Source organism: Terriglobales bacterium (assembly GCA_035937135.1).
GTDB lineage: Bacteria > Acidobacteriota > Terriglobia > Terriglobales > Acidobacteriaceae > DASYVL01.
On the sequence record DASYVL010000055.1, the window covers coordinates 17,210 to 31,421 of the forward strand.

The 14,212-nt window shown below is 65.6% G+C and carries 11 protein-coding genes; 5 read left to right on the forward strand and 6 right to left on the reverse strand.

What is annotated here, in order from left to right; translation table 11 throughout:
* Window positions 1–157 precede the first annotated feature (157 nt).
* On the forward strand, window positions 158–1,618 hold the full coding sequence (locus VGQ94_03325) for a HAMP domain-containing methyl-accepting chemotaxis protein (GenBank protein HEV2021537.1): 1,461 nt from the start codon (window positions 158–160) through the stop codon (window positions 1,616–1,618).
* Between the two features lie 133 nt (window positions 1,619–1,751).
* Here the strand turns inward: VGQ94_03325 and uvrB are convergent, their stop codons facing one another.
* The 5 genes from uvrB to VGQ94_03350 all read right to left on the reverse strand — a co-directional run bounded on the left by uvrB (window position 1,752) and on the right by VGQ94_03350 (window position 7,700).
* Entirely contained in the window at window positions 1,752–3,743 is a 1,992-nt protein-coding gene (gene uvrB, locus VGQ94_03330) for an excinuclease ABC subunit UvrB (GenBank protein HEV2021538.1), read from the reverse strand.
* Between the two features lie 79 nt (window positions 3,744–3,822).
* On the reverse strand, window positions 3,823–5,292 hold the full coding sequence (gene gltA / locus VGQ94_03335) for an NADPH-dependent glutamate synthase (protein ID HEV2021539.1): 1,470 nt from the start codon (window positions 5,290–5,292) through the stop codon (window positions 3,823–3,825).
* Window positions 5,289–6,206 (reverse strand): sulfide/dihydroorotate dehydrogenase-like FAD/NAD-binding protein, encoded by a 918-nt coding sequence (locus tag VGQ94_03340; GenBank protein HEV2021540.1) that lies wholly within the window; start codon window positions 6,204–6,206, stop codon window positions 5,289–5,291. Before VGQ94_03340 ends, gltA begins: the two co-directional genes overlap by 4 nt.
* A 95-nt stretch (window positions 6,207–6,301) precedes the next feature.
* Entirely contained in the window at window positions 6,302–6,919 is a 618-nt protein-coding gene (locus tag VGQ94_03345; GenBank protein ID HEV2021541.1) for a hypothetical protein, read from the reverse strand.
* 58 nt (window positions 6,920–6,977) lie between these two features.
* Window positions 6,978–7,700 (reverse strand): HAD-IA family hydrolase, encoded by a 723-nt coding sequence (locus VGQ94_03350; GenBank protein ID HEV2021542.1) that lies wholly within the window; start codon window positions 7,698–7,700, stop codon window positions 6,978–6,980.
* An 81-nt stretch (window positions 7,701–7,781) separates the two neighbouring features.
* Here VGQ94_03350 and VGQ94_03355 point away from each other — a divergent pair, with 81 nt between their 5' ends.
* Window positions 7,782–9,977, forward strand: a complete 2,196-nt coding sequence (locus tag VGQ94_03355) for a dehydrogenase E1 component subunit alpha/beta (protein ID HEV2021543.1) — start codon at window positions 7,782–7,784, stop codon at window positions 9,975–9,977.
* Window positions 9,978–10,059: 82 nt separating this feature from the next.
* Here VGQ94_03355 and VGQ94_03360 read toward each other — a convergent pair whose 3' ends face one another.
* Window positions 10,060–11,274, reverse strand: coding sequence for an aminomethyltransferase family protein (locus VGQ94_03360; GenBank protein HEV2021544.1), 1,215 nt, complete (start codon window positions 11,272–11,274; stop codon window positions 10,060–10,062).
* 128 nt (window positions 11,275–11,402) lie between these two features.
* Here VGQ94_03360 and VGQ94_03365 point away from each other — a divergent pair, with 128 nt between their 5' ends.
* The 3 genes from VGQ94_03365 to VGQ94_03375 are packed head-to-tail and all read left to right on the forward strand — an operon-like array spanning window position 11,403 to window position 14,211.
* Complete coding sequence (locus tag VGQ94_03365) at window positions 11,403–12,098, forward strand: amino acid racemase (GenBank protein HEV2021545.1); 696 nt, start codon at window positions 11,403–11,405, stop codon at window positions 12,096–12,098.
* A 49-nt stretch (window positions 12,099–12,147) separates the two neighbouring features.
* A complete protein-coding gene (locus VGQ94_03370) occupies window positions 12,148–12,597 on the forward strand; it encodes a VOC family protein (GenBank protein ID HEV2021546.1) in 450 nt (149 codons plus the stop codon).
* A 30-nt stretch (window positions 12,598–12,627) separates the two neighbouring features.
* Window positions 12,628–14,211, forward strand: a complete 1,584-nt coding sequence (locus VGQ94_03375; protein HEV2021547.1) for an NAD(P)/FAD-dependent oxidoreductase — start codon at window positions 12,628–12,630, stop codon at window positions 14,209–14,211.
* Window position 14,212 lies beyond the last annotated feature (1 nt).

Genomic DNA, 14,212 nt, shown 5'->3' on the forward strand with positions numbered 1-14,212 from the left:
GACGAGCGAAGTGGTGCCCACCAATGTCTCAAGTGTGTGAGATTCTTGTATGCTTGGCCCTCCCAATTCCCGCCCTCTGAGCTGGGATCGGGCATGGGTTCTGTGGGTTCCTGAGAACTGAGCGTGAGGAACCCCGAACCGGTTCCTGGAGGCTGGCATGAAAGGCCGGTTGAGTTCGACCATCTGGATCTTGGTTCTCGCCAATCTCGTGGCGATGGGCGCTGTGCTGTGGCTCGGCTATTCCGCCGGCGCTTGGGCGCGCGTACCGCTGATAGACGCCTTCGGCGCTTCGACGGAAGCCGGGTATCGGCTCCTGGGGGCATTACTCGTGGTCGTGGTGAGCGTCGGCACCCTTTTCCTCGTCTTGGGAAACAGGGTGGTCAAGCCAGTGAAGGAGTTCGCGGACTTTTCCGAGAAGGTGGTCAGCGGTGACTACCGCGCCCGCGCCGATGTGGATTCCGCCGACGACTTCGGCCTCATCGCCGAAAACTTCAACCGTTCCTCCGAGCAGGTCTCCAAGCTCGTGGTCAGCCAGGAAGCGCTGGAGGCGCTGCAATGCAGCGTCACCGAGTTCCTCACCCTCACCAGTCAGATCGCCCGCGGCGACCTCAGCTTGCGCGGCAAGGCCACCGGCGACGCCCTGGGCAATGTGGTGGACTCGGTCAACTGCATCCTCGACAACTTCACCCAAGTGCTGGAGCGCGCGCACAACGCCGCCATCGAGGTCTCCTCCAGCGCCAACCAGATCCTGGCCTCCTCCAGGCAGATGTCCTCTGGCGCTGTCCGGCAGGACCAGGAGATCACCAACACCTCCTCGGCCGTGAAGGAAATGGCGGTTTCGATGAAGCAGGTGTCGAACGACGCCGGGGCGTCGGCGGAAGCCGCGCGCCGGGCGCTGGACGCCGCCGAGCAGGGCCACCGCGCCGTGCGCGACACCCTGGAGGGCGTGCAAGGCGTCCGCGCTTCGGTGCAGGGGACCTTGGGGCGGATGCAGTCGTTACGGAGCCGCTCGCTGGGTATCGACGAGAAGTTCCGCGTGGTCCACGAGATCACGGAGCAGGCCAACATGCTGGCGCTCACCTCGGCCGTGGAAGCGGCGCGCGCGGGCGAGACCGGCCGTGGCTTCGCGGTAATTGCCGACGAACTGCGAAAGTTCGCCGAGCGCTCCCGCAGCGCCACCAATGAGATCGGCAGTTTCCTCCGAACCGTCCAGGCAGAGACCGGCGAAGCGGCGGCCGCCTTGGGAGAAGGAGGCAGGGAATTGGAGACTTGCGCCCAACTTGTGGACCAGGCGCGCCAGGCCCTGGAAAGTATCGCCGTGGTCGTGCGCCAGTCGGCCGAACTGGCGCAGGCCATCGCGCTGGCTTCCCAGCGGCAACAGGGGAACGCCGAGAGCGCCGCCCAGGCCGCAGAGGTCCTCTCCCTGATCACGCGCCAGACCCTACAGGGCACGCAGCAAAGCGCACAAATCGCGGAGCAGATGGTAAAGCTCTCCCAGCAACTCAACGAAGCGCTCTCGCAGTTCCGCACCAGCCCCGCACCGGCGCCAGCGCCCGTGCGCTCGGAGAAGGCTGCGTCCCTCCGCCTGGTTGCCGGGCAGGGAGGCGCGCGGAGCTAAGATGACCGCCGCCGCCGGCCAACTCGCCAAGATCCTGCTGATTGAGGGCAACCTTTCCTTCGCCAAGGGGCTGGGAGAGGGACTCAAGCAGGAAGGCTTTGAGGGTCGAACTCGAGGCTGAGCGTGAGTGCGGCTACGTGAACAGAAACTCCTTCGTCCGCAGATCGCGGATGGTGTCGCGCAGCTTGGCGGCCTTCTCGAACTCAAACTTCCTCGCCGACTCGCGCATCTCCACCTCGAGCTTCGAGATGTAAATGTCCAGCTCTTCCTGGGTGCTGAATTCGGGCATCTGGTCGAGCGAGGCCGCCACTTCGTCGCCATAGTCGGCCTCGACGATGGCGGCCAGCGACATCTCCACCGGGCGCACGATGGATTCCGGCGTGATGCCGTGCTCCTCGTTGTAGGCGCGCTGGATGGCGCGGCGGCGGTTGGTCTCGTTGATGGCCCGGTTCATGGAATCCGTCATCACGTCAGCATAGAGGATGGCCCGGCCGCGGATGTGGCGCGAGCAGCGCCCCATGGTCTGGATGAGCGAGCCGGCGGAGCGCAGGAAGCCTTCCTTGTCGGCGTCCAGGATGGCGACCAGCGACACCTCAGGCAGGTCCAGCCCCTCGCGCAGCAGGTTGATGCCGATGAGCACGTCGAACTCGCCGCGCCTGAGGTCGCGCAGGATCTTTACCCGCTCCAGGGTCTCGATCTCCGAGTGCATATAGCGGCAGCGCACGCCCACTTCGCCGTAATACTCGGCCAGGTCCTCGGCCATGCGCTTGGTGAGCGTGGTCACCAGGACGCGCTCCTTGCGCGCGGCGCGGTCGCGGATCTCATGCAGCAGGTCGTCGATCTGCCCCTTCACCGGGCGGACTTCGGTTTCCGGATCGATCAGCCCGGTGGGCCGGATGATCTGCTCCACGACCACGCCGGCGGATTTCGTGAGTTCGTAGGGGCCGGGAGTAGCGGAGACGTAGATGGCCTGGTTCACGCGGTGCTCGAATTCCTCGAAGGTGAGGGGGCGGTTGTCGAGCGCCGAGGGCAGGCGGAAGCCGTATTCCACCAGGGTCTGCTTGCGCGAGCGGTCGCCGTGGTACATGCCGTGGAGCTGGGGCACGGTCTGGTGCGACTCGTCGATGAAGATGAGGTAGTCGCGCGGGACGTAATCGAGCAGCGTGGGCGGCGCCTCGCCCGGCAGGCGGTGCGAGAAGTGCCGCGAGTAGTTCTCGATGCCGTGGCAGTAACCGATCGTCTGGATCATGTCCACGTCGTAGCGGACCCGCTGATGCACGCGCTGCGCTTCCACCATCCGACCCTGCTTCTCCAACTCCTTCTCCCACCAGGCCAGCTCCTCGAGGATGGTGCCCACCGCCTGGTTTTTTGTCTCCTGCGACATGACGTAGTGCGTCTTGGGATAGATGGGCAGGCGCACGTACTTCTGCTTGACCGTGCCGAAGAGGGGATCGATCTGGGAAAGCGATTCGACCTCGTCGCCGAAGAGCTCGATGCGGTAGGCCATGTCGTCGTAGGTGGGGAAGAGCTCGATGACGTCGCCGCGAACGCGGAAGGTGCCGCGGCGGAAGTCGAGATCGTTGCGCTCGTAGAGGATCTCCACCAGCCGGCGGGTGATCTCCTCGCGCTTGATCTTCTGGCCCTTCTCCAGGAAGAGCAGCATGCCGTAGTAGGCGTCGGGGGAGCCCAGGCCGTAGATGCAGCTCACCGAGGCCACGATGATGCAGTCGCGCCGCTCGAACAGCGACTTGGTGGCGGAGAGCCGGAGCTTGTCCAGCTCCTCGTTGATGGTGGCTTCCTTCTCGATGTAGATGTCCGCGGCGGGCATGTAGGCCTCGGGCTGGTAGTAGTCATAGTAGGAGACGAAGTACTCGACCGCATTGTGCGGAAAGAAGGTCTTGAACTCGTGGTAGAGCTGGGCGGCGAGCGTCTTGTTGTGGGCCAGCACCAGCGTCGGGCGGTTCAGCTGCTCGACCAGGCGGGCCATGGTGTAGGTCTTGCCCGAGCCTGTCACGCCCAGCAGGACTTGATGTTTCTCGGCGGCGTGCAGGCCGCGGGCCAGAGCGTCAATGGCCTGGCCCTGGTCGCCGCGCGGGGTGTAGTCGGAGATGAGCTTGAAGTCCATGTAACCGGACACCCACCACAGAGGCACAGAGACACAGAGGTCTCACAGAGCCGAAAACCGGAGGGTGAGTATCTCTTGATTATACGGGCTGGACTGCGGCAGCTTGGGCGGCGGGCGCGGCTTCCCAGAGGCCGGTAGTGAGGTAGTTGTGGATGGAGGCGGCCGCCTTGCGGCCGGCGCCCATGGCGAGGATCACCGTCGCGGCGCCGGTGACGATGTCGCCGCCGGCGAAGACGCCCTGGCGCGAGGTGCGCAGCGTCGCCGGGTTGGCTTCGATGTAATTCCGCTTGTTGGTCTTCAAGCCGGGCGTGGTGGCCTGCACCAGCGGGTTGGCGCTGGTCCCGATGGCGACGATCACGACACTGGCGGGAATCTCAAACTCCGAGCCGGGGATGGGGATGGGGGGGCGGCGTCCGGACGAGTCGGGCTCGCCCAGCTCCATGCGGATGGCGCGCACGGCCTGGACGCGCTCCTCGCCCAGGTAGGCGACCGGGTTGGTGAGCGTGACGATCTGGATGCCCTCATCCTTGGCGTGGTGGATCTCTTCGGCGCGCCCCGGCATCTCCTTCTCGCTGCGGCGGTAGATGAGGTTCACGCGCTTGGCGCCCAGGCGGAGCGCCGTGCGGGCGGCGTCGAGGGCAGTGTTGCCGCCGCCGATGACCGCCACCTCCTGCCCCTTGCAGTCATAGACCGGCTGGTCGTACTCGGGAAAGCGGTAGGCGCGCATCAGGTTCACGCGGGTGAGGAACTCGTTGGCCGAGTACACGCCGTTCAGGTTCTCGCCGGGGACCTTCATGAACTGGGGCGCGCCCGCGCCGGTGGCGATGAAGACGGCGTGGTAGCCCTCTTCGCCGAAGAGCTCGTCGATGGTGACGGTGCGGCCGACGACCACGTTGGTCTCAAACTCCACCCCCATCTTCCGCAGGTTCTCGATCTCCTGCTTGAGGATGGTGCGCGGCAGGCGGAACTCGGGGATGCCGTAGGCGAGGACGCCGCCCAAGTCGTGCAGCGCCTCGAAGACACGGACCTCGTGGCCGCGCTGCACCAGGCCGCCGGCGCAGCTTAGGCCGGCGGGGCCGGAGCCGACGATGGCAACTTTCTTTCCCGTGGCTGGTGCGCGCGGCGGCAGGCCGACCTTCCCGATGCGCTGCTCGTAATCGGCCACGAAGCGCTCCAGGTGCCCGATGCCGACGGGCAGCATCTTGCGTCCGACCACGCAGCCGCTCTCGCACTGGTCTTCCTGCGGGCAGACGCGGCCCGTGATGGCGGGCAGGACGTCGTCTTCGCGGATCTTGGCCGCGGCGCCCAAGTAGTCGCCGGCGAGGATGAGGTCGATGAAGTCCTTCACCTTCACGCCCACCGGGCAGGAGGTGACGCAGGTGGGCTTCTGGCAGGCCAGGCAGCGCAGCGCCTCGGTGCGCGCCAGATCCGGGTCATAGCCGACGTTCACTTCGGTGAAGGATTTCGCGCGTTCTTCCGGAGCGCGTTCCGGCATGGGCTGGCGGGGCAGCTTCATCCGCTCCTTGTTGGGCAGGGGATTGTGACTCATCGCGCTATGCTCCGAAGCCGGGCCGGGATGAACTCCAGGTCGCCGCCGCCCAGTTGCCCGGCGGCGCGCATGAGTTCCAGATCGGCGAGCGGGTTGTCCTGGAAGTCCGCCATGGAGCTGACTTCCAACTCGCGGTACTGGCGGTTGCGGCGGGCGAGCAGGTCAAAATCCACTTTGTGCGCGTCGAACTCAGGGCCGTCCACGCAGGCAAACTGGCTGCCGTCATCCACGCCCACGCGGCAGCCGCCGCACATCCCGGTGCCGTCCACCATGATGGAGTTCAGGCTGACCATGGTGGGGATGGCCGGGCCGCGCGTGACGTTCGCCACTGCCTTCATCATGGGGACGGGGCCGATGGCCAGGACGTAGTCCACCTTGCGGCCCGCGGCGAGCATTTGCTTGAGCGGGTCGGTGACCAGCCCCTTCTGGCCGCAGGAGCCGTCGTCGGTCATGACCAGCAGCTCGTCGCTCGCGGCGCGGACCTCGTCTTCCAGGATGAGCAGCTCGCGGTTGCGCGCACCCAGGATGAAGATGACGTGGTTGCCGGCCTGCTTCAGCGCCTTGGGGGTGGGGTAGGCGATGGCCGTTCCCACGCCGCCTCCGATGACTACTGCCGTGCCGTAATTCGCAATCTCCGAGGGCTTGCCCAGGGGGCCGACCACATCTAGCAGGCAATCGCCGGCGCGCAGCAGGTTGATCAGCGAGGTGGTCTTGCCTACCGCCTGCACGATGACGGTGATGCGCCCCTGCTCCCGGTCGGCGGCGGCGATGGTCAGCGGAATGCGCTCGCCGCGCTCGTGCACCCGCACGATGACGAACTGCCCGGGCTGAGTCCGCCGCGCGATGCGCGGAGCGAAGAGGGTGAACTGCCTGATCTCCGGCGCCAGCAGCTTCGCTTCCACGATGAGAAACATCGTTCCTCCCGCTCCATTTGATTCTGATGGAGGGCGATGCGGGCGGCTGTGACGGGGGTCACAGGGCGATGTTCATGGGTATGCGCCGAAGGTGCCTACTTCCAACTATGTCCTGTCAATTCAGCACGATAGAGGCGCTGGTCCGCGGGGCTTAGGCGGCGTGCCATCCACGGCTTCAGCAGGCGCGTGTGGGGGATGTCGCAGAGATATTCGGCGATGAACCAGACGTCCTTTTCGGTGGTCATCCAGTTCCGTTTGTCGAAGCGGGCGAGGTGGACCGGACGGGAGTAGGTGCGCAGGCTGCGCTGGCGGCGCAGGTTGAAGTAGGTGTCGAAATAGCTGATGGCCAGCTCGCGCAGGGTGCGGTGGACGGGCTCGCGCCCGCGGCATCCGGCGAAGTTGGACTTGGCCACCGAACCCCAGTGTCCGTTGACCTTGTAGAGGGCCACCACGTGATCGGTGTCGAGGTGCGCCTCGAAGTCGAGGAGGAGCGGCGGGTAGCCCAGGGCGCGCAAGGCCGCTGCGGCGAAGATCGAGCCCTCCAGGCAGTGCGCCGTTTCTTCCTCAAGGACGCGTCGCGGCGACCACGAAGTCCCCGCCAGGTGGTAGGGCATGGAGTCGAGGAAGCGCTGCACGCCGGCGGGCGTCTTGAGCGCGCGCAGCTTGCGCAACTCGCGCGGGGTGAACTCGTCCAGGGCGCGGTGGGATGACATGGCGCGTTATTTCACCACGGAGACACAGAGTCACGGAGAAATTCTTGACCTGGCTTGCTCAGTGTCTCCGTGCCTCCGTGATGAGCCCAAAAAGCTCAGCCAACTCGGCGGGCGAATCCACCAGCACATCCGGCGGGGCGGATTCCAGCGTATGCGGCGCGAACCCATAGCTGACGCCGCAGGTCCACAGGCCCGCGTTGCGGCCGGTGAGCACGTCAATGTCAGAGTCACCGATGATCATGGCCTCTTCGGGCTCGACTCCCGCCTCCTCCAACAGGGTGCGCGCGCCCAGCGGGTCGGGCTTCTTGGTGGGGAAGCTGTTGCCGCCGTAGACCTGGACGAAGAACTCCGCCAGGCCCAGCGCCTGCACGATAGCGCGCGAGGGATGCACGGGCTTGTTGGAAAGTACGGCAAAGGTGCGCTCCAGCGCCCGTCCGCCGTTGCGCGAGAAGCGGATGGCGGTGAGCGACTCTTTCACCCCGTCATAGACCGTGGTGTGGTCCAGTTTGTGCTCGCGGTAGTAGGCGAGGAAGAAGGCGAGGGCGTCGTTCATCAGCCGGGTGTCGTCGGGATCTCCCAGCGCCAGGCGCACCAGCATGGGCGCGCCGTCGCCGATGTAGCTGGCGATGACGTCGCAGGGCAGCTCCGGGCGCTCAAAGTGCCGCAGCATGGCGTTGACCGAGTTGGCCAGGTCGAGGCGCGAGTCCACCAGCGTGCCGTCCAGATCGAAGATCAGCAGGCGGATGTGCTCAGCCGGGATTTTGCGGTTGGTCCGAAGCATGGCCTTCGACTTCAGTATATCCGCCGGCGCAAAGCCGATTTACAATACGCAGAGCCTGAACCCTCGCACAGAGGATCCTGGATGGCCACAACCAAGTCCGCACCTGGCAAGACAGCGGCGGTAGAAGAGCGTCCCAAGGCGGAGAAGACCTACCAGGGCCTGACGCGCAAGCAGACGGTCGAGATCTACCGCCTGATGTTCCTCTCGCGGCGGATCGACGACCGCGAGATCCTGCTCAAGCGCCAGCAGAAGATTTTCTTCCAGATCTCGGGCGCGGGACACGAAGCGCTGCTGGTAGCCGCCGCCTTCGCACTGAAGCCGGGCTACGACTGGTTCTATCCCTACTACCGCGACCGCGCGCTCTGCCTGACGCTGGGCATGACGCCCTACGACATGCTGCTGCAGGCGCTGGGAGCGGCCGACGATCCCAGCTCGGGCGGCCGCCAGATGCCCTCGCACTGGAGCTCCCCGAAGCTGAACATCGTGACCCAGTCCTCGCCCACGGGGACGCAGTTCCTCCAGGCCGTGGGCTGCGCCGAGGCCGGGCGCTACTTCACCGGCCGCCCCGAGGCGGCGAAAAAGGCCGCCAGCGACTACCGCCAGTTCAAGGACGTCACCTTCCACGGCGACGAAGTCGTTTATTGCTCGGCGGGCGATGGCACAACCAGCGAAGGCGAGTTCTGGGAGGCCATCAACACCGCCTCCATCCGCAAGCTGCCCGTGCTCTTCCTGATCGAAGACAACGAGTACGCCATCTCCGTGCCGGTGGAGGCGCAGACGGCGGGCGGGAACATCTCCAAGCTGCTGGCGAACTTTCCCAACTTCCATTTGGCCGAGTGCGACGGCACCGACCCGGTCGCCAGCTATGCGGCGCTGACCCAGGCAGTGGCGCACTGCCGCGCCGGCAACGGCCCGGCGCTGGTGCACGGCCACGTCATCCGGCCGTACTCGCATTCGCTTTCCGACGATGAGCGGCTCTACCGTCCCGAATCCGAGCGCCAGAAGGACGCGGCGCGCGACCCTATCGCGCGCATGCAGATGCTGCTCATCCGCGAGAATATCCTGGACGAGAAGGCGATCGACAAGTTGGAGAAGGAGGTGGACGAGGAGGTCCAGGCGGCCACCGATCGCGCGCTGGAAGCCGCGCCTCCGGCGAAGGAGAGCATCCTGCTGCAAGTCTATTCGCCCAACCTGGACCCGGCGTCGGCGGCCTTCGACGCGTCGCCCATCGCTGCCGCCGAAAAGGGCGAGAAGACCATGGCCGGCCTCATCAACGCCTGCCTGAAGGACGAGATGCGGCGCGATGAGCGAATCGTCGTTTTTGGCGAGGACGTGGCCGACTGCACTCGCGAGCAGTACCTGCAGCAGAAGCTCATCAAGGGCAAGGGCGGAGTCTTCAAGATCACCGCTGGGTTGCAGATGGAGTTCGGCTCGGAGCGCGTCTTCAACTCGCCGCTGGCCGAGGCCAATATCGTCGGGCGCGCCGTCGGCATGGCGACCCGCGGGATGAAGCCGGTGGTCGAGATCCAGTTCTTCGACTACATCTGGCCGGCCATGCAGCAACTGCGCAACGAGCTGCCGCTCATCCGCTGGCGATCGAACGGAGGCTTCTGCTGTCCCGTGGTGGTGCGGGTGGCCATCGGCGGATACCTCACCGGCGGCGCCATCTATCACTCGCAGTGCGGCGAGGTCCTATTCACGCACACCCCGGGCGTGCGCGTGGTTTTCCCCTCGAATGCGCTGGACGCCAACGGCCTGCTGCGCACCGCCATCCGCTGCGACGACCCGGTGCTGTTCCTCGAGCACAAGCGGCTCTACCGCGAGTTCTTCGGCCGCGCACCTTATCCCGGCGCCGACCATATGATCCCCTTCGGCAAGGCGCGCGTCTGGAAAGAGGGAACCGACTTGAGCGTGATCACCTATGGCGCGGTGGTGCCGCGGGCGCTGCAGGCTGCGCAGAAGCTGGAGCGCGAGCAGGGAATCTCGGTCGAGTTGGTGGACCTGCGCACGCTCAGTCCCTACGACTGGGAAGCGGTGGCGAATTCCGTGCGCAAGACCAGCCGCGTGATTGTCGCGCACGAGGACACCCTGAGCTGGGGTTACGGCGCAGAGATTGCGGCGCGCATCGCCGACGAACTCTTCGAGGACCTCGATGCCCCGGTCAAGCGCGTGGCCGCCATGGACACCTTCGTCGCCTACCAGCCGCTGCTCGAGGACGAGATCCTGCCCCAGGCCGAGCGCCTCTACCACGCCATGCTGGAGCTGGCGCGGTTCTAGGGAAAGGCCCACCACAGAGACACAGAGGCACAGAGGAACACAGAAGCGAAACCCTTCCTACTTATTCGGGCCCTTCTGCGCGTCATGCTTTTCCCTGGAACGGCGGCGTCGCTGTCTTGCGCGGTGGATTGAAGAAGGGAAGCTTGACCACGGTTGCGGGCACGGTGTTGCGCTCGGCTTCGACCGTCAGCTCCATGGCCAGGCGCGTGCCCAGGGCGGCGCACGGGGAAGCGACGCTGGCGAGCGCGATCATCTTCTTGAGCACCGGCGACCAGGTGGTGGAGGTGGCCTTGCCCACCTGCCCGCCATCGCGATAGACGGGCACGTGGATGCGCGAGGCCTGGGCCGGCGCTTGCGGCGCCAGGCCGGCGGCTTCGTAGAGCTTCTCCACCGCGATCCAATCCACTTCCAGGCCCACGAGTTGACGCGCCGGTCCGCGCTTATTCTCTTCGACGAGCGCCGCCTTGCCGATGAAGTGCTCTTTCTCCAGGTGCACCATCTTCCCCAGTCCGATCTCGTAGGGCGAAAACTTCTGCGCCTCGATGAGCGCCTTCTTGCTGGAGATGTAGTCCACCTCGATGAGCAGCAGGCCGGCCTCGATGCGGGCCACGTCGAGCGCCAGCATGCCGGCGGCGTGGACGTCGAACTCGCGCCCGGTCTCCATGATCGCGTCCCAGACGTTGACCGCCTGCTTCCATGGCATCCAGATCTCGTAGCCCAGGTCGCCGGTGTAACCGGTGCGCGAGATGTCCACGGGCACGCCCGCAATCTTCTGCTGCTGCGCCACGCGGAAGTACTTGAGCTTCTCGATCGCGCCGCCGGTGAGCTTCTGGAGCAGCCGGCCGGAGGTCGGGCCTTGCAGCGCGAGCGAGGCCACCTGCTCGGAGATGTCGTCGATCTGGACGTCCATTCCCAGGGCGTTCTGAGTGAACCAGCGCAGGTTGGGGTCGGCGGCGGTCCAGCGGTATGTGTTCTCGGCCAGGCGGGTGAGGGTGCCGTCGTCCACCACCTTGCCGTGCTCGTCGCACCAGCAGGCGTAGATGACCTGGCCCACGGCGACCTTATTGATGTCGCGGGTGATCACGCGGTTCACCAGGCGGGTGGCGTCGCGGCCGCTGACTATGTACTTGTAGAGCGGAGTGATGTCGATGAGCGCGGCGGCGTTGCGGATGGCGTTGTACTCGTGCTCGTGGTGGGGCTCGTAGGCGCTGACCGCGTAGTAGCCCGCCCACTCGCGATAGTTCAGGCTCTCGCACAGCGCGAGGGTTCGTTCGTGGACGGCGCTTCCGATGGGCACGGCGTTCTCCCCGCAGATGAGTCGAAGGCGGATTATATCGGCCGGAAGCGGCTGCCGTCATCCATGCTGGCTGTGAGCCCGAGCCGATGCCCTAGAATGGAGCCCGCACAACACCCGGGAGCGGACAGATGAAGACCATAGGAATCATTGGCGGGGTCGGGCCGGAGTCGACCATTGACTACTATCGCCGGGTGGTCGCGGGCTACCGCGAGCAGGTGCGAGACGGAAGCTATCCCCCGATCCTCATCAACAGCATCGACTTGAACAGGTGCGTGCATCTGATCTCGGCCGGCCAACTTGCTGAGTTGACCGACTATCTGGTCAGCGAGGTGCATAAGCTCGCTAAAGCGGGCGCGGAGGTCGGGCTGATTGCGGCCAACACCGCGCACATTGTCTTCAAGGAAGTTCGCCGCCAGTCTCCTATCCCGCTGGTGAGCATTGTGGAGGCGACCTGCCAGGCGGCCAAAGCGCGAGGGCTGAAGAAACTCGGGCTGCTCGGCACGCGCTTCACCATGCAAGGCCGGTTCTATCCGGAGGTGTTCACGCCGGGAGGGATCGCGCTGGTGACGCCCCAGCCGGCGGAGCAGGACTATGTTCACGACAAGTACATGGGCGAGCTGGTGCCGGGGATTTTCCTGCCCGAGACGCGGGAGCGCCTGCTGGCAATCGTGGATGGAATGAAGGAACGGGAAGCCATTCAGGGTGTGATTCTGGCGGGCACGGAGCTGCCGCTGCTCCTGCGGGACGCCAGCCACAAAGACATCCCGTTTCTGGATACGGCCAAGATCCACGTGGACGCGATCCTGGCCCAGGCTTTGGCTTGAAGCGCAGCCCGTCCGAACCTAAAATACTGCGGCTCCCGGAGGCTCAACCATGCGGCGCGTGACCGGGTTCGGAGGGATCTTCTTCCAGGCGCGAGATCCGAAGAAGCTCTACCGATGGTATGAGCGGCACCTGGGTCTGAAGCGCGACGCGAGCGGGACCTCCGTCTGCTTCTTCTGGCGCGAGGCGCGCGGCCGCGGCAAGGGGATGACGGTGTGGTCGCTGTTCCCGCACAACACGCGCTACTTCCGGCCGGGCCGCGCCCGCTTCATGCTGAACTATCGGGTGAAGGACCTGGACGCCCTGCTCAAAGCGTTGCACCGCGAAGGCGTGTGGATCGATCCCAAGCGCGAAGACTATGAGTACGGGCGTTTCGCCTGGATTCAAGACCCGGAGGGCAACCGCATCGAGCTGTGGCAGCCGCCGGCGGAGAAGCGCGCCGCACGCCGCCCCAAGCCAGCGAAGAAAAGCAGGCAGACAAGACGCGCGCGCGCCCGATAGAATAGCTGGCTCTCGCATCAAATCCCGACCATGTCCACGAAATACGACGCCATCATCATCGGTGGGGGCCACAACGGCCTGGTGACTGCCGCCTACCTGGCGCGCACCGGGAAGAAAGTCCTGGTGCTGGAGCGGCGGCACGTGCTGGGTGGTGCCGCCGTCACCGAAGAAATCTTCCCCGGATTCAAGTTCTCCGTCTGCTCCTACGTCGTGTCTCTGCTGCGGCCGGAGATCATCCGCGACCTCGACCTGCCGCGCCACGGGATGGAGATCCTGCCGCTCGATGGGACGTTCACTCCCATGCCCTCGGGCGATTACCTGTGGCGGGTGAACGACCACGGGAAGACGCGCCGCGAGATCGCGCGCCACTCCCGGCTCGACGCCGAAGCCTACGAAGAGTTCGGCAAGGCGATGCTGGAGATGTGCAAGTTCGTGAAGCCCATCCTCAGCATGACGCCGCCCAATCCCACCAAGCTCTCGCCCAGCATGCTGAAGAAGCTGGCGTTCCTGGGCCGGCGCTTCCAGGGGCTGAGCGCCGAGGACAAGTACCGCCAGGTACAGCTCATGACCATGAGCGCGGTGGACTTTCTCGACCAGTGGTTCGAGACCGACGTGCTCAAGGCCACCATGTCCGCCTCCGGCATCATCGGGACCTTCCTGGGCGTGCGCTCGCCCGGCACCGCCTACGTGCTGCTGCACCACTACATGGGAGAGATCGACGGCGCCTTCCGCTCCTGGGGATTCTCGCGGGGCGGAACTGGCGCCATCTCCAACGCCATCGCCGACGCCGCGCGCGAGGCGGGCGCGGAGATTCGCACCCAGGCCGGCATCGGGCGCATCCTGGTAAAAAACGGGCGCGCCGTGGGCGTGGCGCTGGAGAATGGCGACGAGTTGTTCGCCGACGTCGTTTCCTCGAGCGTGGATCCCCGGCTGACCTTCCAGCGCATGATCGAGCCTGAACACCTGCCGCCGGATTTCCTGGAAGAGGTGCGCCGCTACAAGTTCCGTGGCTCGTCGGGCAAGGTGAACCTGGCGCTCGACGCGCTGCCCGACTTCAAGTGTCTGCCCGGCCCCGGGGCGCACTTGCGCGGCGCCATCTCCATCTCGCCCAGCGTGGAGTACATGGAGCGCGCCTACGACGACGCCAAGTACGGCAACTACTCGCGCCATCCCTACATTGACGTGGTCATTCCCAGCCTGACCGATCCCTCGGTGGCACCGCCGGGCAAGCACGTGATGTCCTGCTTCGTGCAGTACGCTCCCTACAAGCTGGCGGAGGGGAACTGGGACGAGAAGCGTGAAGCCTTCGGTGACAACGTCATCAACACCGTGGCCGAGTTTGCGCCCAACCTGAAGAACATCATTATTGGACGCCAGGTGCTGACCCCGCTCGACATGGAGCGCGACTTCGGGCTGAGCGAGGGCAACATCTTCCAGGGTGAGCTTTCGCTCGAGCAGCTTTTCTTCCTGCGCCCGGTGCCGGGATGGGCGCAGTACCGCACGCCCATCAAGAACCTTTATATGTGCGGCTCGGCGACGCATCCGGGCGGCGGCATCATGGGCGCGCCGGGAAGGCTGGCAGCGCTCGAGATCCTCAAGGACTGGGGCGGGTAGG

Bases quoted from the DNA above. Each gene is read 5' to 3' on its own strand.
- VGQ94_03325 (HEV2021537.1), top strand. From the start codon at position 158: ATGAAAGGCCGGTTGAGTTCGACCATCTGGATCTTGGTTCTCGCCAAT.
- uvrB (HEV2021538.1), bottom strand. From the start codon at position 3,743: ATGGACTTCAAGCTCATCTCCGACTACACCCCGCGCGGCGACCAGGGC.
- gltA (HEV2021539.1), bottom strand. From the start codon at position 5,292: ATGAGTCACAATCCCCTGCCCAACAAGGAGCGGATGAAGCTGCCCCGC.
- VGQ94_03340 (HEV2021540.1), bottom strand. From the start codon at position 6,206: ATGTTTCTCATCGTGGAAGCGAAGCTGCTGGCGCCGGAGATCAGGCAG.
- VGQ94_03345 (HEV2021541.1), bottom strand. From the start codon at position 6,919: ATGTCATCCCACCGCGCCCTGGACGAGTTCACCCCGCGCGAGTTGCGC.
- VGQ94_03350 (HEV2021542.1), bottom strand. From the start codon at position 7,700: ATGCTTCGGACCAACCGCAAAATCCCGGCTGAGCACATCCGCCTGCTG.
- VGQ94_03355 (HEV2021543.1), top strand. From the start codon at position 7,782: ATGGCCACAACCAAGTCCGCACCTGGCAAGACAGCGGCGGTAGAAGAG.
- VGQ94_03365 (HEV2021545.1), top strand. From the start codon at position 11,403: ATGAAGACCATAGGAATCATTGGCGGGGTCGGGCCGGAGTCGACCATT.
- VGQ94_03370 (HEV2021546.1), top strand. From the start codon at position 12,148: ATGCGGCGCGTGACCGGGTTCGGAGGGATCTTCTTCCAGGCGCGAGAT.
- VGQ94_03375 (HEV2021547.1), top strand. From the start codon at position 12,628: ATGTCCACGAAATACGACGCCATCATCATCGGTGGGGGCCACAACGGC.